The sequence below is a fragment of the Rhizobium sp. Root483D2 genome (genome assembly GCF_001426685.1).
In the GTDB taxonomy this organism is placed as follows: Bacteria; Pseudomonadota; Alphaproteobacteria; order Rhizobiales; family Rhizobiaceae; genus Pararhizobium; species Pararhizobium qamdonense.
This window is the reverse complement of record NZ_LMFB01000001.1, coordinates 273034-292660: the sequence shown is the minus strand read 5'-3', so window position 1 is coordinate 292660 and position 19627 is coordinate 273034. Positions and strand designations below refer to the sequence as shown.

15 protein-coding genes and 1 tRNA gene are annotated in these 19627 nt (G+C 60.1%); 1 reads left to right on the top strand and 15 read right to left on the bottom strand.

The genetic code is table 11. The annotated features are described in order from the left end of the window. Positions 1-17: 17 nt before the first annotated feature. Positions 18-692, top strand: a complete 675-nt coding sequence (locus ASD32_RS01375) for a hypothetical protein (protein WP_060636099.1) — start codon at positions 18-20, stop codon at positions 690-692. Between the two features lie 37 nt (positions 693-729). Here the strand turns inward: ASD32_RS01375 and ASD32_RS01370 are convergent, their stop codons facing one another. The 15 genes from ASD32_RS01370 to hisD form a co-directional block, all read right to left on the bottom strand. Further along, positions 730-2028 carry a capsular biosynthesis protein gene (locus ASD32_RS01370; RefSeq protein WP_082546601.1) on the bottom strand — a complete coding sequence of 433 codons (1299 nt, stop codon included), beginning with the start codon at positions 2026-2028 and terminating at the stop codon, positions 730-732. Between the two features lie 31 nt (positions 2029-2059). Next, positions 2060-3640, bottom strand: a complete 1581-nt coding sequence (locus tag ASD32_RS01365) for an LTA synthase family protein (protein WP_060636253.1) — start codon at positions 3638-3640, stop codon at positions 2060-2062. 124 nt (positions 3641-3764) lie between these two features. Next, positions 3765-4565 carry an SDR family oxidoreductase gene (locus ASD32_RS01360; protein WP_060636097.1) on the bottom strand — a complete coding sequence of 267 codons (801 nt, stop codon included), beginning with the start codon at positions 4563-4565 and terminating at the stop codon, positions 3765-3767. Positions 4566-4618: 53 nt separating this feature from the next. Continuing rightward, positions 4619-6034, bottom strand: coding sequence for an aminotransferase class I/II-fold pyridoxal phosphate-dependent enzyme (locus ASD32_RS01355; protein WP_060636096.1), 1416 nt, complete (start codon positions 6032-6034; stop codon positions 4619-4621). Next, positions 6031-13614 carry a type I polyketide synthase gene (locus ASD32_RS01350; RefSeq protein WP_060636095.1) on the bottom strand — a complete coding sequence of 2528 codons (7584 nt, stop codon included), beginning with the start codon at positions 13612-13614 and terminating at the stop codon, positions 6031-6033. The genes ASD32_RS01355 and ASD32_RS01350 overlap by 4 nt, the downstream gene beginning before the upstream one ends. A 568-nt stretch (positions 13615-14182) precedes the next feature. Then, positions 14183-14443 (bottom strand): hypothetical protein, encoded by a 261-nt coding sequence (locus ASD32_RS01340; RefSeq protein ID WP_060636093.1) that lies wholly within the window; start codon positions 14441-14443, stop codon positions 14183-14185. Positions 14444-14611: 168 nt separating this feature from the next. Then, a complete protein-coding gene (locus ASD32_RS01335) occupies positions 14612-14794 on the bottom strand; it encodes a hypothetical protein (protein WP_060636092.1) in 183 nt (60 codons plus the stop codon). A gap of 193 nt (positions 14795-14987) precedes the next feature. Beyond that, positions 14988-15575 carry an alpha-ketoglutarate-dependent dioxygenase AlkB gene (locus tag ASD32_RS01330; protein WP_060636091.1) on the bottom strand — a complete coding sequence of 196 codons (588 nt, stop codon included), beginning with the start codon at positions 15573-15575 and terminating at the stop codon, positions 14988-14990. Positions 15576-15834: 259 nt separating this feature from the next. Further along, positions 15835-15910, bottom strand: a tRNA-Phe gene (locus ASD32_RS01325). A gap of 188 nt (positions 15911-16098) precedes the next feature. Next, positions 16099-16305, bottom strand: a complete 207-nt coding sequence (yacG, locus tag ASD32_RS01320) for a DNA gyrase inhibitor YacG (protein WP_060636090.1) — start codon at positions 16303-16305, stop codon at positions 16099-16101. 5 nt (positions 16306-16310) lie between these two features. After that, positions 16311-16931: a Maf-like protein gene (locus ASD32_RS01315; RefSeq protein WP_060636089.1), complete on the bottom strand. Its 621-nt coding sequence runs from the start codon at positions 16929-16931 to the stop codon at positions 16311-16313. Positions 16932-16978: 47 nt separating this feature from the next. Beyond that, the gene (gene infA / locus ASD32_RS01310) at positions 16979-17197 is read right to left on the bottom strand and encodes a translation initiation factor IF-1 (protein ID WP_037105236.1); all 219 of its coding nucleotides are present in this window, start codon (positions 17195-17197) and stop codon (positions 16979-16981) included. Between the two features lie 144 nt (positions 17198-17341). Further along, positions 17342-17758 carry a low molecular weight phosphatase family protein gene (locus ASD32_RS01305; protein ID WP_244490073.1) on the bottom strand — a complete coding sequence of 139 codons (417 nt, stop codon included), beginning with the start codon at positions 17756-17758 and terminating at the stop codon, positions 17342-17344. A gap of 68 nt (positions 17759-17826) precedes the next feature. Continuing rightward, complete coding sequence (locus ASD32_RS01300; protein ID WP_060636087.1) at positions 17827-18297, bottom strand: UPF0262 family protein; 471 nt, start codon at positions 18295-18297, stop codon at positions 17827-17829. Further along, complete coding sequence (hisD, locus tag ASD32_RS01295; protein ID WP_060636086.1) at positions 18294-19598, bottom strand: histidinol dehydrogenase; 1305 nt, start codon at positions 19596-19598, stop codon at positions 18294-18296. The genes ASD32_RS01300 and hisD overlap by 4 nt, the downstream gene beginning before the upstream one ends. Between the last annotated feature and the right edge of the window lie 29 nt (positions 19599-19627).

Below are 19627 nucleotides of genomic sequence, written 5' to 3'. Positions count from 1 at the left end.
CAGAAATCAGGCCGTCGATGACCGATCACAAATCGTCTCTGAATGAACTCATCGCAAGAGCGAGAGAGGCAGCGCAGGCAGCGCCGGACCAGAATACAACGGCGCTCCTTCTCGAAGTCTGTTCCGCCGCGTCGGACCTGATGGACAAACAGGACGAAATCCGCAAAGAGGCGTTTCGCGATGGCATCCGCGGGGCCGCAAAGGTCATTCGCAACCGCCAGGCAGCGCCGGGATCGGCACTCTCCGAATTGTTTACCGGCGATGGCGGCAATCCGGATGTGTTTGCCGACGAATTGACCGGCATAGCGGATAACCTGACCGTGACCGTTGCCGACTTGCGCAAGCTGAGACAGAAGATCAATTCCGCTGCCGAAGGCGCCGACGACATCGATGACGATATCCGCCGGGTATATTACTCGGTGATGAACGAGCGCAATCCCACATCCGCCGACGTCTTACCGCCGGGTTCGCCGTCGCGCTCGCTGGATGTCGCCACCTTCGTGATCGAAAAGATATTGCGCAAGGGATGGTGGACGCTTGGCAATAGCGGCGTGGATGCGGATGACAAGCCGGTCGGCAAGGTCGGCCTCAGCGCCAACGAGAGCTCCAAGCCCCAAAGTGCTGCAACCCCGCCGCTGACATTGCTATCGACCCTGGTGCTGGCACTCATCGAAAGCAGCAAATCCCGCTAAAAACGCCGCATGCCCAAATGGCGCAACGCCGGACCGGTCAACGAGGACGGCGATTGTTCTTGGCTGGTTTGCGGCGGGGAGGCGGGTCGGTAAAGCCGCCGGGCTGGTTGAGCGACCTGTCGTGCAGTCTGTTGGCGATCGCATCTGCGCCGGCATCGGTGCCAGTGGCCGAGTAGAAGTTTCCCCGGACCTGGATTGCCGCCGCCAGCAGGCGGAAAAACGCTGATCGCACGGCGTCCTGCGGGCCTGCCGGAGCTTTCCAGAATTGCTCAAGGTCCGACTGATCGCTGAGACCGGCAATGTCGAAGACGGCCGTTCCAAGCACCTTCACGGGCTTGCCGAGTTGCAGGGCATGAAACCCAACGGTCGAATTGATCGTCACGACACCGCTGGTTTTCATCAGGAGCGCATTCAGGTCGCCGCCATCCAGAAATTTGACCCGGCTGCCAATACCAAGTTTTGTGGCCAGCGCTTCGACATAGGCTCGCCAGTCGATCAGCCCGTTGTCGAGCGGATGGATCTTGACGACCAGGCTGGCTGTCTCCGGTGCATGGGCGGCGAAGGAGGTGATCACCTCGGTGATGGCGTCCCGCTGATCATGATAGGGCGAATGGGCCCGCAGCTGGAAATCGGTCTGCAATTGTAGCGGAAAAACGAAAAATGCGGTGCCGGAGGAAAGAAGGGTGTCAACGAGCGCCATTGCCGCCAATGTTCTTTTCTTGCCCCCCGCCAGCCGCATCACCCAGCCGGCATATTCAGCCAGGGGATGAAACAGGGCGTGGCGGTGGTAGTGCGGGAAGAGAAACCACAGGAACACATTGGGTAGATTGTAGAGAAGATCATAAGCCGCTTCGGCGGCAAAGCTCTGCGTGTAACGTCTCGCGAAATCCGGTTCGGGAAGGGTATGGGCCGCATCGATGATCGCCTGCGGATCGTTGGGAAAGTGCGAGTTGGACGACATGCCGTCGCGCTCGAGCGTCAGCCAATCCGGCCGGAGATAACCCATTTCGACGACCGCTACCGCGATGCCGTGGTGATTGGCAGCCTCGATCGCAATGAGATGATAGGGGCGCTCCTCACCTAAGAGGACGAGGTCGGTGACGCCGTGCTGGACGAGAAAGGCGGCAATATAGCTGCGCCAGTCCTGTCCGCCGCGGCCGCGGTAATGGTAGCCACCCTTGCGCCGCCAGAAGATCTGGTCGCCCGGATTGAGATTGATTCGCAGGCAGAGATGGCCCTTGGCCTCCAGCCGGTTGGCAATCTTGGCAAAGATCGGTGAGGATGGCCCCTGCAGGAAGAGGAAGACACGCCGCTCCGGCCCAGTTTGCGTCCCCATCATCGCGGCCCCTTTGAAACCAGCGCCGGCACTATCGCAGGTCGTCCTTGTGCAGATTGGCGTGTTTCAGCATGGCTTCCATCAGCTTCCAGGGTTCCTCGTTGCGGGGAAATGTCGGCGCATTGTGGAGCGTGCGGGCGGCCGCCAGGGGCACGATGAAATAATCGGTACGCGGATCGGGAAAGGGGTCGGCAAAGGATTTCAACAGCGGCGCGTGGTCGCCGTAGAAAACCAGCCAGACGGGGCGGTCGAGCCGGTTGAGATGATCGACGAGTTCGCCCAGAGCCTTGTCGGATTGCTGCAGGATCTCGAGATAGATCTTGACCGGATCGGTCACGCCTTCGACACGGTTTGGCTCCCAGGGGCCATGATTGGCCATCGATGCGACGAAGAGAAAGCTGCCCTTGCTGTCGGTCTGGCTTTCCACATCGGCAATCACCTTGCGGGTTAAGGTCTTGTCCGACACATAAGGGCCATCGCGGGCCGGATCATGGTCGAACTCATCGAGCATGGTCATTTTCTCGAAGCCGAGCTGCGGCATGGCCTTGTGGCGCAGGAAGAAGGTCCGGTCATAGGGATGCATGAAATGCGTGCTCCAGCCCGCATTCTTCAGCTTCGTCGGCCAGACCACATTGGTATAGTGGCTTGCCCGCAGATAGGGGTAGCTCGCATCGATATGCAGATCGTCGGGAACAAGCCCGCTCAAGACGGCAAACTCCGTGCGCAGCGTGTAGCCGCCTTCAAACACGGTTGCCAGGCGCCCCCATTGCACGGCCATTTTCTGCAGCCGGTCGATGGCCGGCAGCTTGACGCTGCTGACGCCGCAGTGGCGCATGTCGATGAAGGATTCCGACTGCCAGACGATGACCAGCGGCGCCTTGTTATCGGCATCGTGGCCAATGAGGTCGTTGACGGCGGCAAAGAAGCGTTCCTGCAGTTCGGCAACGATCTTTTCGCGGCGGCGGCCGAGCCAGAGGATGAAATGAAAGATGACGGAGCCGAAGGTTCCAAAACGGATCGTGCTGACCTTGACGTTGGGCTTGCCGACCAGATGCTGCACGAAGTCGGCGACCGGCCGGTTCACCGGGCCGTAGAACAAAAGAAGCCAGGGCACGTCGGCAACGAGGATCATCAGGATGATCCAGAGCAGCTTGTGGCTGTTGGGCAGGACGCTGGGCTCGAAATACATGTACAGCGCCGACACGCCGAACACATAGAGGAACGCGACGATCCAGAAGACGATGTTGAGCGAATTGGCGTAGAAGATCGACTTGTATTTGAAGACGTCGGCCACCAGGGCAATGTCCGAAAAGACCAGAGGCTCGCGGATGAACCTGTATTTCGCCCGGGAGATGCCGGTGAAAATGACGAAAAAGCTCATCGTGCCGGCGCTTGCGTAAAGCGGGCGCCAGGAGATCGCGAAGAAGCCTGCAAAGACCAGCGCCATGATCGGCAGACGCGAGATGGTATCGACGAGGCCACGCCGGCGGCTGACGGCCGGGCGGTGTCTCCGGCGCTCGCGCGCGGGCAAGGCAAACTTGTCGGTATAGAGGATGACAGCACAGGCCAGCGCGAAGCAGAAAAAGGTCAGCATAAGCGGATGGGTGTGCATGTAGAGCGACGTCAACGCCAAACGGATACCTTTGATCTTTCATCGGTCACGGACGCGTCATGCATCGCCGCGACGAAGGGACACTTAAAACCTATTGGTGGCGGATACAAGCAGGCTCTCATGTTCAGCGCCTTGGTATCATCCGTCGAATGCCCCGGTCGAACCACCAGTTGAGAACCGGCTTGACCGTCGCGCCAAAGCGTCCGAGCGCCCACAGCGTCCAGCCGAAAAACACTTCGAACTGGCCTTTGTCTATTGCACGCACGATCCGCAGGGCAACGGCAGAGGAGGGCCAGGGGGCAACGCGTCCCATGATCACGGTTGCTTCCAGCGGCCGGTGTTCCAGTTCGCGCGCAAACTGCGGCGTTTCGGTATCCGGCGGAAAACACACGGAAATAGTGACCCCATGAGGCTTTGCTTCGGAGCGCAGAGCATCGGCGAAACCATGCAGGGCGAATTTCGAGGCGCAATAGGCGGCATATCCGTAGATGCCGATCAAGCCAGCGCCGGACGAGACCAGCATGATCTTTCCGGAGCGCCGCTCTTTCATCGCGGCATAGACGGCGCGTACCGCGTTGACGCTGCCGAAAAGATTGGTCTCGATCTGCTGACGGAAGGCGGCAGGTGTCTGCGTTTCGAACCGTCCGGGTTCGACAATTCCGGCGCAGGTGATCAGGATGTCACAGGGGCCGAACGCAGCCTCGCATTTTCGTATCGCTGCCAATGCCTGATCTTCGTCGCTGGCATCGGCACTTTCGATACGCACCGATGTTTCGCCGTGTCGCCGCGCAAGTTCGGCCCTCGCGGCTTCAAGCGCGGGCAGGGAGCGTGCCAGGAGAGAGAGGCGTGCACCGCGCTCGGCGTAAATGCGGGCCAGCGCCAGACCGATGCCGCTCGAACCACCGGTAATGATCACATGGGTCATGCCGCAACACCGGTTCGGTTCATGGAGGTTGGCCTGGCTGTTTGCGCAGCGCGTTAGCGGGCGGCGAGCATCTTCATCATCTGCTGCACATCGATCGATGCGAGACCGAAATTCCGCTCGGTGAGATCCTTGAGCTTTTCCGCCGTCAGGGCCACGGTCTGGCGGATCTGGTCTTCGGTATGCTCGCTGGTGATGAAGAACCGCAGCCGGGCCATGCCTTCGGGAACGGCGGGGTGAATGATCGGCAGGGCGTTGATCCCCGCAGCAAGAAGATCATTCGACAGTTGCACCGCACGCAGGGAATCGCCGACCAGAACCGGAACCACGGAAAAACCGGCGCTCAAGCCGGTATCGAGGCCCGCTTCCTGGGCAAGCTTGAGGAACAGCGAACCGTTGCGCCGCAGCGCTGCGACACGTTCCGGTTCGCCTTCGAGAATATCAAGGCTCGCAATCGCCGACGCTGTCAAAACTGGTGCAAGCCCAACGCTATAGACGAAGCCGCCGGCGGTTGCCTTCAGCACGGCGGCCAGAGCAGCGCTGCCGGCAATATAGCCACCGCAGCTCGATGTCGTCTTGGAGAGCGTCCCCATCCAGATATCGACCTGGCGTGGGTCGATGCCGAAATGTTCGGACGTGCCTTTGCCGCGCTTGCCGAGAATACCGAGCGAATGAGCTTCATCGACCATCAGCCAGAAACCATATTCGGCTTTCAGCTTCATGATCGCCGGTAGATTGGCGATGTCGCCATCCATCGAATAGACGCCTTCGACGATCACCAGGATACGGCGATAATCGCCTGCGACCGTGCGCAGAACATGTTCCAGGTCGTTGGCATCATTGTGTTTGAACAGCCGGCGTGTCGCGCCGGAGAGCTTGATGCCCGCAAGCGCGCTGTTATGGATGAACTCGTCGTGAACAACGAGGTCTTTGGGACCCATCAGGCAGCTGATCGCCGCGACATTGGTGAGGTAGCCGCTGACGAAGCAAACGGAGGCTTCAACACCATAGAAAGCGGCGATGCGCTCTTCCAGCTCGGCATGGGCCGGACGTTCGCCCGCCACAAGACGGCTGGCGGATGCGGAGATGCCGAACGTATTGATCGTGTCGCGGGCCTGCGCCAAGACATGCGGATGCCGGTTGAGGCCGAGATAATCGTAGGACGCGAAATTGATCAGCTTGCGCCCATCGATCACCGTCGTTGCGCCAGCCGCCGTCTGGTGCGCCCGGTAGAACGGGTTGTCGATACCCAGCTGTTCGCTGGCGATCTTTTGGGTCTGGACCTGTTTATATTCAGGCAGGTCCTCGAACCGCGTCTGCTTGCGCCTGACGGGCGGAGGAACGTCGCGCTCCGAACGGGCCATGCGGTTACGCTCCGAGGACTGATGCGCATTGCGCATCTTGTCCAGAAGGTTCTCCTTCAGGCTGCTGTTCATCTTCGAAGCGGTGTTGCGTTCCTCGTTCTCGCTCATTGGCTCGCTACCTTTTCCGTACCGTTGCCGGTATGGCGCTGCGCAAGCTCGTTGACAATCTTGTTGTCAGCGGGCTCGCTGTCTTCGTCGCTGCCATGATCCCGCTTGCTCACCTTGTCGTAAAGCTTGCGCGCGACGTCACCGACCGTGGTGTTGTCGGCAACGCCGCTCAACGGCATGTCGAAGCCGGTATTCTGCTGGAAGCTGATGCCCAGTTCCACAGCCATCAGGCTGTCGAGGCCGATTTCCTTGAGGATCTTGTTGCGCGAGATCGTATCCTTCGACACGCGCAGGATCGCGGCAATCTCGTTGGCGACCAGATCATAGAGGATATCCTCGGCTTCCTGCGGCGATTTTCCATCGATCATCGCCACGAGATCCATGGTCTTGCCATCGCCGCCGGCCGTGTTCTGGTCAGCCGTCCGCAGGATCACCTCGAACAAGGCGTTGCGAACAACCGGCAGGTGACGGGCCGCAGCCCAATCGAGCTCGGAAACCATCGCAACGGCCGCATCGACAGTGCCCGGATCGGAGCGGATATAGCTCTCGACCTGGAAGAGGGCGGATTGCGCCTTCAGCGCCGTCTTGCCGATGCGCTTGGAGAGCAGGTCGTTGACGTCGGTATTCGCAGCCAGATAGCCCTTGTCGGCGATGGCGCCGAAGCCGATGGCAAGCCCCGGCAGGCCGTCGATCCGGCGCGCCCGCGCAAGGCCCTCGAGATAGCCATTGGCGGCCACATAATTGGCCTGGCCTGGATTGCCGACCAATGTCGTTGCCGAGGAGAACATGATGAAATGATCGAGCGTATCGGCGCGGGTCAACCGGTCGAGAACGGCAGCCCCTTGCGCCTTCACGTCGATAACCGGCCGGTTGCGCTCGCGGCTGAGATTGTTGATCAACGCGTCATCGAGAACCATGGCGGCGTGAATAACGGTTTTCAGCGGGCCGATCTGGCGAAGCGTGTTCAAAAGCGCGTCTGCTGCAGCCTCGTCGGTGACATCGCAGGCATGCACGGTCGCCGAAACGCCCATGTTTTCCCAGCGCTTGATCGCCTCAAGCGTCTCGATATCGGCAATGCCGCGGCGGGTTGCAAGCGCGACGTTGCGCGCACCCTTTTCCACCAGCCAGTTGGCAGCGGCAAGACCGAAGCCGCCAATACCGCCAACGACCAGATGCGTGCCGAGGCTATCGACAGACATGCGGCCGGCCGGCAGATTGGCAACCTCATCGCGCCCCGCAACAGGCGGTATGACGACGATCTTGCCGATATGTCCGGCATTCTGCATCAGGCGGAAGGCGTTGCCGATCTCGTCGAAGCCGAAGGCGCGATAGGGCAGGGGCACGAGCTTGCCCTCCTCGAACAGCGCACCGATTTCGGTGAAGATCCGCTTGGTGAGATCCGGAGCATTGACCAGCAGCTGGTCGGCATCGATGCCGAAATAGCTGATATTGCGGCGGAAAGGCCGAAGACCGATCTTGCTGTCGCCGTAATAGTCGCGCTTGCCGAGTTCGAGGAAGCGGCCGAACGGCTTTACCAGCGACAGGCTCTGTTCCATGGCCTCGGCAAACAGCGAGTTCAGCACCAGATCGACGCCTTCGCCGCCGGTAACGCCGAGGATGTCGTTGACGAAGGCGAGCGAGCGCGAATCAAAGACGTGGTCAGCGCCGAGCATTTTCAGGAAACGGCGCTTTTCACGCGTTCCCGCCGTGGCGATGACCTTGGCACCGGCAAGCTTCGCAACCTGCAGGGCGGCAAGACCCACCCCACCGGCAGCGCCGTGGATCAGGATCGTTTCGCCGGCGCGGATGCGGCCAAGCTCGATCATGGCGTAATAGGCCGTGAGGAAGGCGACCGGAACGGTGGCCGCCGCAACGGGGCTGACGGTTTCCGGCAGCCTCGCGACACCCGAGCGCGACACGACGACATGGGTGGAAAAGGCTGCAGGCGCGATCGCCATCACGGCATCGCCGACCGAAAGATCCTTGACGCCGCTGCCGATGGCGACGACATGGCCGGAAAGCTCCATGCCGATCGTTGCCCCGGCAAAGCCGTCCTCGAGTGCTTCTTCCGGCAGAAGTCCCATCGCCCACATGACGTCGCGGAAGTTGAGGCCGGTTGCGGCAACCGCAACGACGACATCGTCCGGACCTGCCTGCGGGATATCGGACTGTTCCCAGGCAATGCTGCCGACCTGCGAGCTGACACGCTGGCGAATGGTGGCCGCCTTGAAACTGGTCGTCTTGCGCAAGCCCTGATCGACCGGGCCGGGCACGGCACGGATTTCAGAGAGCACGCCGCTTTGACCATCCAGCAGCCATTCGCGGTTTTCGCTGGTATCACCGAGCATCGAGATTGCTGCCGCAAGCTGATTGCCCGCTTCTACCTTGGGACCGGTGAAATCGAGCGAATGGATATCCAGGATGTCATATTCATTTTGAAGCACGCGGGCAAAAGCCCACAGGCCGCTATTGACGCTGGAGCCGGAGACGGGCTTGCCGCGCGCAGCCAGTGTGACGGGCGCGCCGCCGGGGGCAGCAATAACCAGGCGCGGGCGCTGATCGGCTGCAGGCTCTGCATGCGCATAATGCTGGCGAAGTGCTTCCGCAAAGGCGCTGAGCGAGAGAACGCGATCCTGCAGGGCAGCCGAATCCTCTTTGCGATCTGCCGCAGTCGGCGAAGAAAGATAGACGGCCCGAACCGGCTTTTCGTTCAGCCCTGTGATCGCGTCGGCAATCCTATCCCTGTCGCTATCGAAATCGCCGGTCAATTTGACCTGGATAAGAGGCGCCTGAATGACGTCCTTGCCCGGGAGCTTGCTTTGCAGGTTCGAAACGCTGCCATCGTGAAGCACGAGCACCGGCGTGGCGACCTGCGCAGGCTGCGCGTCGGCCGCCTGTGCGGTATCAACGAACCGGCCGCCTTGCGCCTCGACCGTGATGATATTGCCATGCGACAATTCGCGGTCTTCGACGGTGATATTGCGCAGGCCCAGATCAGTCAGATCCTTTTGCCATTGTGTGACCGTTGCCAGCTTGCCGATCGGAAACTCGACAGCCTGGGTGCGGGCAAACCAGTTTTCGGTCAGGCCGAACGCGAAATCGCTGAATACGGTCGGTGCATTGGTCGCGGCGACAAGAGCCCCGTTTTCCTGCAGGCCGACACGCAGGGCGTTGCGAATGGCGCCGTCCTCGTCGATCAGCGTAAAGACCGTATCCGAGGCGCTGACGACGAGATCGAAAGCCGCAAGCGATGCGAACGCATCCTTTTTCAGGACGCGAACATGCGCATCTTCCTCAAACGCGATCTCCAGATTGCGCTGGGCATTTTCGCGGGGTTCGACGACGATCAGGCTGGCGCCATGGTTTGCCGCCAGCGTCGCGAGCTTGCGGGTGAAACCGGCAGAGACGGTGCCTGCTTCGACAATCCGCAGACCGGTCTTGCCTGTTTCCTTGGTCAGAGCCTTTTCGACCGCAGCCAGCACCAGATCCATCCGCTGACGGGTGGATTCGGAATGCACGGTCTGGTGATCGAGCGTTGCATCGCTGATGAAGCCCTGCGGCTTGGCCGCATCGTCCGGCTCGCTGCCAGCTGTTTCCAGCGCAAACAGACTGTCGATGCGATCCAGCGCTTCGGCATAGGAATTGTTGATCAGCACCGCTTCCACGGCGCGCTCGGAGCGCTCGCCATAGATTTCCTTGAGTATGTCGCCGACGGGCGGAAGCGAAAATTCGGTCGCGATCTTCCAGCTGCCCGCCCGGTGTTCGCACAGACCGGCGTCTTCCAGGACATAGAGGCAGTTGGCCAGGAAACTGCGGAACGCAAAATCGCCGGGAAGGGACCGCGTATCGACCTTGGCCGTGCCCTTGCCGAGCTTGAGCGCAATCTCATGACAGGCGCGATAGATTGCCGCGTTGAACAGCAGCGTCGTGTTGTCGATGCCGCTCTCATCCATGGCTGCAAGCAATGGCAGAGGCAGAACCTTCGGCTGGCCCAGCACGCCAAGCGGCGTGGCCCGATCGGACGGCACGGCCTCATAGTGGAAGGACAGCATGTCCAGCGTCTTGTGCTGGCGCAGATAGGTCCGGCGGAAGCGGCAATCGTCGAATGCCGCAACGACCTCGCCGTTCTTGCCGAAGAAGCGGAATTTCGCCTTGATCGAATTTGCGCTGATGCGCTCGATCTCGACCACGGCGCGTTTGATGGTCACGCCCGAATTCGTCAGGCGCACGGCGCCGAAACGCACCGGAATATAGGGCGCGCCGCCGGCGTCACCGGTAAACCGGTCAAACAGCGCCACCATCCCATGGAATGTCGCATCCACGGAAATCGGATTGAGGCTGTAGGTGACAAACGGATTGCCGGTCTTTTCAGGCTCCCTCAGCTCCACATCGATGAAACGGTCGCCATAGCAGACGGCCTTTGCCATCAGCTGGAACCGCGGGCCGTAATCCAGGCCGAACTGGCGCGCGGTTTCATAGGCTTTCACCGGCGTCACGGTGGCCGTCTTTTCCATTCCGGCAAAGGCGTTTGCGGAGGTGATCGCCTCTGTGGGGATGGGTTTGCGGCTTCTGGCCACCGCATTCACGGCCCAGTCGTCTTCCGAAAGGCGCTCGCGCGAGCGGATTTCGATATCACCGGTTTCGGGAGACAGGATGGTCGAAAGTTCCATCATCCGGTTGTCGGCCAGCTCCAGCGGCCGCACGATCTCCAGATTGGTAATATCGACGTGCGTTGTGCCGTAATATTGCTGGGCGGCGGAAATGGCGATCTCGATAAAGCCGCTGCCGGGGAGGATGGGTTTGCCATCGACGACATGTTCCGCCAGATCGGGAAACAGATGTGCGTCGACATGGTTCTTCCAGCTGCCGCTGTTCAGATCAGTCCGCCAGCCTGCCAGCGTATAGGGTGTCTTGGAGCCGCGGCCGAACAGATCGCTGGCGTCGCTGGTCGAGGCCGGCCGTAGTTCGATCTGCTCGAAGGGCAGGTTGGGCAGCCGGACGAACGCATTGCGCTTGCCGAACAGGCGCGCTTCGTCGAACGCCGCCCCATGGGCGATGGCACGCGCCATGGCACGCGAAATTGGATCCTGGCCCTTTTCGCCGGTATCGCGCAGCAACGTCGCAACGACCGTGCCCGGGATCGACGATTGCTTCACCGTTTCCTTCAGATAGGAGGAAAGGATCGGCCGTGGTGAGATCTCGATGAACAGGCTGCAGCCAAGGTCGATGGCGGCTTCGGTCGCGGCCTGGAAGCGGACCGGCTCACGCACGTTCTTCCACCAGTAATCCGGATCAAGCTGCGTGCCGTCCATGCGCTCGCCGGTGACGGTGGACAGGTAAGCAAGCTCCGACTTGCGCGGCGCAATATCCGGGATATCGGCGAGGAAAGCCTTCTTGGCGCGATCGATGATCGGGTGATGGAACGGGTAGTTGATATCGAGAATCTGGACCGGGATTTTCGCCTTGCGGGCGGCGTCGCGAAACGCTGAGACCTCATGCGCCGGGCCGGACATCGTCACGGAATTATGCGCGTTGATGGCAGCGACACAAATCTGGTCGAGGCCGCGCGCCTTGGCAAACGCGTTGGCAGCCTCTTCGCCCAGCATGGCGGCGGCCATGGTGCCCTGGCCAGCCAGCAGATCCTGGTGCAGCGAGCGCTTGGCAACGATCGACACCGCATCGACCAGCGACAGCGCGCCGGCCGCATAGGCTGCAGCGATTTCGCCGACGGAATGGCCAAAGACAGCCGTCGGCTTGATGCCCATGGCAACCAAGGAATCCGACAGGGCCGCCTGGACCGCAAACAGGAGCGGCTGGGCAAATTTCGTGTCGGAAAGCTTCTTGTCGAGGTCTGGGTCGGTCAAGAGGTCGGTGAGCACGATGTCCGAGTGGAACTTGAACAGCGCGCTCACGGAGGTGAAACACTGACGGAAATGCAGGTTTTCGCGGAAGGCCTCCACCCCCATGCCGGCCCATTGCGAACCGTTTCCGGAAAACACGAAGGCGACTTTCGCATCCTTCGTCACCACTTCGCCAGTTTCGCCGATATCCGACGCCGGCTTTTCCAGATGGCTGGCAATGGCGCGAATAATGTCTTCGGGGTGGTCGCTGCGCGCCGCAAAGCGGTGGCGCATCTGCGTGCGGTTGGCTCCGGACGCGGCAATAACGGCCCGCGCTTCGTCCTTGGAGGTCTTGGCAAATGTCGATTTGTACGACTTCAGCAATTCGTCGAGGCTGTGGGCGGTATGGGCACTGGCCATGAAAACATGGCCGGTCGCATGATTGCGGCTGCGTTCGTCTTGGACGGGATCGGGATCGCTGATGACCACATGGGCGTTGGCGCCACCGAAGCCGAAGGAGTTGATACCGGCGAGGCGCGCGCGCTTGCCGCGCAGAAGTTCGATCGGGTTGGCAGTGACGCGCACGTTCAGCCCGTCGAAATCGATATTCTCGTTCGGCGTCTCGAAATGCAGCGATGCAGGCAGATAATTGTTTTCAAGCGCCATCACGGCCTTGAGCATGCCGAACAGGCCGGATGCCGGCTCCGTATGGCCAATATTCGATTTGATCGAGCCGATGGGAACGGGCGCGCGCCGGTTGGCGCCGATCACCGTGCCGATCGACCAGACTTCGGAGGGGTCGCCGACCTTGGTCCCTGTTCCATGCCCTTCGACGAAGGCAACCTGGTTGGAATCGATATTGTTGCCCTCATAGATCGAACGCAACAGATTGGCCTGCGCTTCGCGCGACGGCAGGGAAATGCCGTTGGTGCGCCCGGCCGAGTTGACGCCGGTGGCAACGATCTTGGCGTAGCTGCGGTCCTTTTCCTGCCGGGCCCGATCGGAACGACGCAGAACGAACACGACGCCGCCCTCGGCGCGCACATAGCCTGCACCGTCATTATCATAGGCGCGGCAGAGCCCTTCCGGCGACAGCATGCGCGCCTGCGCAAAGCCGACAAACGGCAGCGGGTGGGCAAGAACATTGACGCCGCCGACGATCGCCGTATCGATTTCGCCGGCATTCAACGCCCGCATCGCCTGATCGAGCGCAACCAGCGACGACGAACAGGCAGTATCAACCGTCATGCTCGGGCCGCTGAGACCAAAAATGTGGGAAATACGGTTGGAAACAATCGAAAGCGTATTGCCGGTCATAAAATAAGGACCGGCCGCCGCCGGGTCCTCGACCGTCAGATTGGCATGGTCAAGGCTGGACGCCCCGATATAGACGCCGACATTTTCGCCATGCAGCGAAGGAATGGAAATATTGGCGTCTTCCAGCGCGCGCCAGGCCAATTGCAGCAAAACCCGCTGCTGCGGGTCCATATGCATGGCTTCGCGCTGCGACATGCCGAAGGCTGCCGGATCGAAAGCATAGATGCTGTCGAGAACACCGGCCGCAAAGGAATAGGTCTTGCCCGGATTGCCGGAAACAGGGTGCCAGAAGCGCGCAAGATCCCAGCGGTCGGACGGAATGCGCGTGACCGTGCATATGCCCTGCCGCAAAACCCGAAACAACGCCTGCGGCGAATTCGCTCCAGGGGCGAGACATGCGCGCCCTATGATTTCAACTGTCATATTGTCTCGAACGTTTTAGCTGGCTGTAAGTTGCCTTGCTGATTGCACTTGATACGCGAAAAAGCAATTGGAACTTCTTCATCAGGTTCGCAGGTGGCCGGATCGTTGTCTTTGCTGTGATCTATATTAGCATCTTTTTTAAATTATGGTCACGAGGTTTCAACCCCTCTCGCGGGAACATACACACGGTCTCGCCCACTCCAAGACAATTATCAATTCAACACGTAACCGTTGTGAGCGACCTGTTGCCGGAAAGGCGCACTGCGCAGCTTTTAGTATAAATTATGGTAAATTATAACGCAATGATTGTATTTTTTAGCACGCAATTCAGCGACTGTTGCAATCGTGCAGCGGCGCTGTGGATAACTGAGATGGCCACGACTGACAGTTTCAAGGCTACGATAACTCGCTCTTTCCGCACGCCGGTGGATGACACTAAAAGTCGGTTCTGGCATGTCTTTCGACATCGCCGGAGAGGCTGGGCCAGTCATGTCACGACGCTGCATCAGAGCATTGACGCGCATCTGGTGCCCGTTCGCAAAAAGTTGCTTTTGCGGCATAAGAAAATTTAGTCCGTATAGAGATTCTCACTGCGAACATCGCGCCGGACCAGCTTCAGCGATCGGTCCGGTTGCAGCATATAAGTCTCGTCGGCAACACCGCCCAGGACCCGGAAGGAATTGTGCACGACGCTGCCAATGGGCGCCTTCGTCAGCTTGGTGCGTGGCTGGCCGCCATAGGTAATGCTACCAGGGATCGGCTCGACATCCGGTGTCGTGCATGAAGCCAGCATCAGCGCCGCTATACCGAGTAAAACGAAAGATTTCATCGGACCTACTCCACAAGAGCACTTACCGAAAACAAGTGCCCGGATGGAAAGCATGTACCGCGATCGTTCCTGCATTCAAGCTCTAGCACCTTGCCGATCTGATCCGTGGGTGGACCCGTCGCCCGGCAGTTCCCTTCCTTTGAGGGCCGTTACAGCCCTCAACCTTATCTAATGCTTTGGCCTGTCCGTGTTCGAAACCGGGAACACGAAATGCAATTGCCCCGACTTGATCGAGGCACGCTCGATCAAAGCCTTGTGCTCTTCCCGCATCGCCTTAGACCGCTCCCTGAACGCCCTCGATCGCGCCAGAACCGCCTGCGTGCGTGCCGTAATCTCGTCAACATGGCTCATATCATACCTCTCGACGGTTATCCGATGGAGCAGCCCTGGAGACGGTTTGACCGTCTGCCAAATGGATCCCAATTCATTTGTTCACTATATGTTCTATTTTTCGCAACAAGTCAAGGTGCAGCCTTCAAGGTGCACTGCGGTGATTGTGCTCAAGAATTGGTGGCCGAAGAGAGTGTTGGCGGCCCCGAACAAATTACCCGGCGTCGTGAACGATTTTCCGGAACGTGAGGGAGATCCGCCTGCCGCGTTCGACTTTTGCTCCGAGCACGATATCCGACTTCCGCGCTGGAATTTCGTGTGTCCAGTCATAGCGGCCTGTCCTTGTCAGCGCTATTCCTGAGCGTGGCTGGAGCAGCACAGGGAGCGACCTGGAGCTCGACCGCTCCCGGAACACCATTTCACATTGCGACAACAGGCTGATCGAAATGATCGTGTCGCTGAAACACGGTACGCAATCGACATGCGCGCTGATGCCTTGGCCGGGAAGATACTCATTCGCGATCACCTGGTCCGGTTGATCGGCGCAATATCCGCTCGCCACCAAGCGCTTGGCCAATGTTTGAAGCCATTCCGGCAATTGGCCGAGATAAGCGTCTGCGGCCACTGCGCGCGCCTTGTAGTCATAAAGATATCCGAAATGCTGGACGCGGCGTTTCAGAATATTGCTCCATTCGCCAGCGTCGAGCCGAAACCTAATCGTTTCCTCTTCTGCGCAGGACAGAAAATCGCTAAAATATAGGACGCCTGGGGGCAGGTGCGGCGCTCTCAAGATGGCGTCCATTTGCGGTCAGCTCTCCAATCAAACCGAAACACATCCTCATTTCAACGGGCCGTCGGCCCATATCAAAAACGCATCACGGGCGGGCTATATTGTCGGTGAAATGCGCATCGCCGGCATTCGGCAGAGAGCCGCATCGCCGAGCTTCTTCGAAGCCAAATCGAACATATGAAACCTGCCAAACCAGAGAACAAATCTGCAAATCAAATAAGTCGGTCAAGCTACTGGAAATCAAAAACGCGGAAGAAGGAAGAACTAAAAATGGTGCCCGGAGGCGGATTTGAACCACCGACACGCGGATTTTCAATCCGCTGCTCTACCAACTGAGCTATCCGGGCATCCTTGCCTTGCGGGCAATGGTTCGTTTTGAAGAACCGTGGGGCGTTGGTTGCGCCCCGGAAGCGAGCGGGGTTATAACATCTTGTTCGGCGGTGTCCAGCACCAAATGACGTTTTTTCGACAGGAAAATGTCATTTGGTGCAAATGCCTGAAAAACAACGGATATCCCGCGAAAATCAGGGTGCGGTCATTCCTCGCCGTCGGCTTTTGCCTCGTCGTCGGCTACGGGAATGGCGTAGGAACCGGTCAGCCATCTGTTGAGATCGACATTGCGGCAGCGGTCCGAACAGAAGGGATAATGTTCGCGGTGCGAGGGGCGTTTGCACTCCGGGCACGGCACGGTCTTGCGCAGCGGCGCCACGTTGGAGGCACCCTTGGTTTCGTCTGAGCTCATGGCTGTCAGCCCTTCATCCAGCTGTCATGCACGTCATAGCCTTCGCCGGAAAGCAGGCTCACGGTCTCGTAGAGCGGCAAGCCGACGACATTGGTGTAGGAGCCCACCAGTTTGACGACGAAGCTGCCTGCAATGCCCTGGATGCCATAGGCGCCTGCCTTGCCGCGCCATTGTCCCGAGGCCAGATAGCTGTCGATATCGTGGCTGGAAAGACGCTTGAAACGGACCTTGGTGTCGATGACCTTCTGGCGCACGGTCTTGTCCGGCGTGATCAGGCAGACGCCGGTATAGACGCGGTGGCTGCGGCCGGAAAGAAGATGCAGCGCGCTCGAGGCTTCGCTGACCAGTTCCGGCTTTGGCAGGATGCGGCGGCCAACGGAGACGACGGTATCGGCGGCAAGGATATAGCTTCCCTCCCAGCCCGGTTCGCCCTTGATGGCTGACAGCGCCGCCCTTGCCTTTTCGGCAGACAGCCGCCAGGCGAGCGAACGCGGATGTTCGGTGCGCTTGGGCGTCTCGTCGAGATCCATCGGCATGAGGCGCGCGGGCTCGATGCCCGCCTGCGCGAGCAGTTCGACACGCCGCGGCGAGCCGGAGGCCAGGATCAGCTTATGTGTCAATGCCATCGCAACAGGGCCATCGATCTCGAGTTTGCGGCCAGGCCGCGCCGCGCTTACTTGAAGCGATAGGTGATACGGCCCTTGGTCAGGTCGTAAGGCGTCATTTCGACAAGCACCTTGTCGCCGGCCAGAACCCGGATGCGGTTCTTGCGCATGCGGCCGGCCGTATGGGCAATGATTTCATGCTGGTTTTCGAGCTGGACGCGAAACGTTGCATTGGGAAGCAATTCGGTAACGACGCCCGGGAATTCGAGGACTTCTTCTTTCGCCATGTAGGATATTTCTTTCTGTGCTTCGATAGAGGCGCGTGCCGCGCCTTTTAAAAATTTGGCGGAAACTACACAATCGCCGCGGTTTTGTGAACAGCAGCGACTTCATTTTCCGGTTTTGCCACATTTTCCGGTTTTGTCAGCGCCCTATGCCATCTTATCCGGCATTTGTCCAAGCAAACGATGCTTGAGAAGGGTTGCAATGTGATTTCGAACCTCGCGATAGGCCGAAACGATCTGTTCACGCGTGCCGGTCGCAACTGTCGGGTCCGGTGTCGGCCAGTAAACCACATCGATCGCCATCGATCGCGTCAGCTCCAGTGCCGCATGATGCGCTTCAGGCGCCAGCGTCACGATCAGGTCGAAATAGTCGTCTTCCAGCTCGTCCAGCGTATGCGGCTGGTGGCGTCCGGCCGTCAGTCCGATCTCCTCCAGAACCACATCGACGAAGGGATCGCGCTCTCCCGGCCGCACGCCGGCCGAGGCAATATAGGTGCCCGGTGGCAGCATGGCTTTTGCCAGCACCTCGGCCATTGGCGAACGGATCGCGTTCATCCCGCACATGAACAGCACCGATCCCGGCGATTTCGCGCTGCGCTGCGGCTCGTTGGGGGAAGCAGCGACCGTCACGCTCATCCCCGCCAGTAGAGCACACAGACCAGCGTGAACAGACGCCGCGCCGTATCGAAATCGAGTTTGATCTTGCCCGACAGCCGGTCCATCAGGGTCTGCGAGCCCTCGTTGTGGATGCCGCGCCGGCCCATGTCGATGGCTTCGATCTGGCTGGGCGTCGAGGACCGGATGGCCTCGTAATAGCTTTCGCAGATCATGAAATAATCCTTCACGATCCGACGGAACGGCGTCAGCGACAGGATATGGGTGGCAACCCCGGCGTCGGTTTCGGTGGTGATCGCAAAGACCAGCTTGGAATCCACCAGCGACAGCTTGAGCCGGTAGGGGCCGCCGGCATGGCCGGCCGGCTCGAAGACATTCTCCTCGATCAGATCGAAGATCGCAACCGCCCGCTCATGCTCGACATCGGGCGTCGAACGGCCGATGGTCTCATCCAGCACGACATCGCAGAGACGGTGGCTGGATGTCATCCCTCGCCCCCGAGATTGAGCCTGATGGCGACCGAGCGCGCATGCGCTTCCAGTCCTTCCGAGCGGGCAAGGGCAATGGCTGCGGGTCCAAGATCGCGCAGTTGGTCGGCGCCAAGCCGCAGGATCGAGGTGCGCTTCATGTAATCAAGCACGCCGAGACCGGAGGAAAACCGGGCAGACCGCGCCGTCGGCAGCACATGGTTGGAGCCGCCGACATAATCGCCGATGACTTCCGGCGTGTGGCGCCCGACGAAGATGGCGCCGGCATTGCGGATCTTCGGGATCAGCGCATCCGCATCGGCAAGGGCAAGCTCGAGATGCTCGGCCGCAATCCGGTTGGCCAGCGGTACGGCTACGTCGAAATCGGGCACCAGGATGATGGCGCCAAAATCGCGCCAGCTGGCGCTCGCCGTTTCTGCCCGGGGCAGGGTGCGCAGCTGCCGCTCCACCGCCGCCTCGACCTCAGCCGCAAACAGCGTGTCGTCGGTAATCAGGATCGATTGCGCGCCGACATCATGCTCGGCCTGCGCCAAAAGATCGGCGGCGATCCAGTCCGGATTGTTGTCGCTGTCGGCAATGACGAGCACTTCCGAAGGTCCGGCGATCATGTCGATGCCGACGGTGCCGAACACCTGGCGCTTGGCCGCAGCGACATAGGCATTGCCGGGACCCATGATCTTGGCGACCGGCGCGATCGAGGCGGTGCCATAGGCAAGGGCTGCGATCGCCTGGGCGCCGCCGATGCGGTAGATTTCCTCGACGCCGGCCATGCGCGCGGCCGCGAGAACCGCCGGATTGATCACGCCGCCATTGGCAGGAACCACCATGACGATGCGCTCGACACCGGCAACCTTGGCCGGAAGCGCATTCATCAAAACCGAGCTCGGATAGCTCGCCGTGCCTCCAGGCACATAGAGGCCGACGGCATCGATCGCCGTCCAGCGCGATCCGAGACCGACCCCCATCGAGTCCTCGTAGATATCGTCCTTCGGCCGCTGGCGGGCGTGATGCGCCTCGATGCGCACGGCAGCGACTTTCAGCGCGCCCAGCACTTCGGATGGCACGGCGTTGATGGCCGCGTCGATCTCGTCTGCCGTCACGGCCATGCCGGTCACGGAAAAATCAAGGCCGTCGAACTTTCGGGTATAATCGGCAAGTGCCGCATCGCCGCGCAGGCGCACATCATCGATGATCGCCTTGACGACGGTATTGACGTCCTCGGACACTTCCCGCTTGGTCGTCAGAAAGGCTGCAAACTCGGCTTCAAAGCCGGGGTTCAGATAGTCGAGACGGATAGCCAATGAAAACGTCCTTATGGATGGTCGGCAAC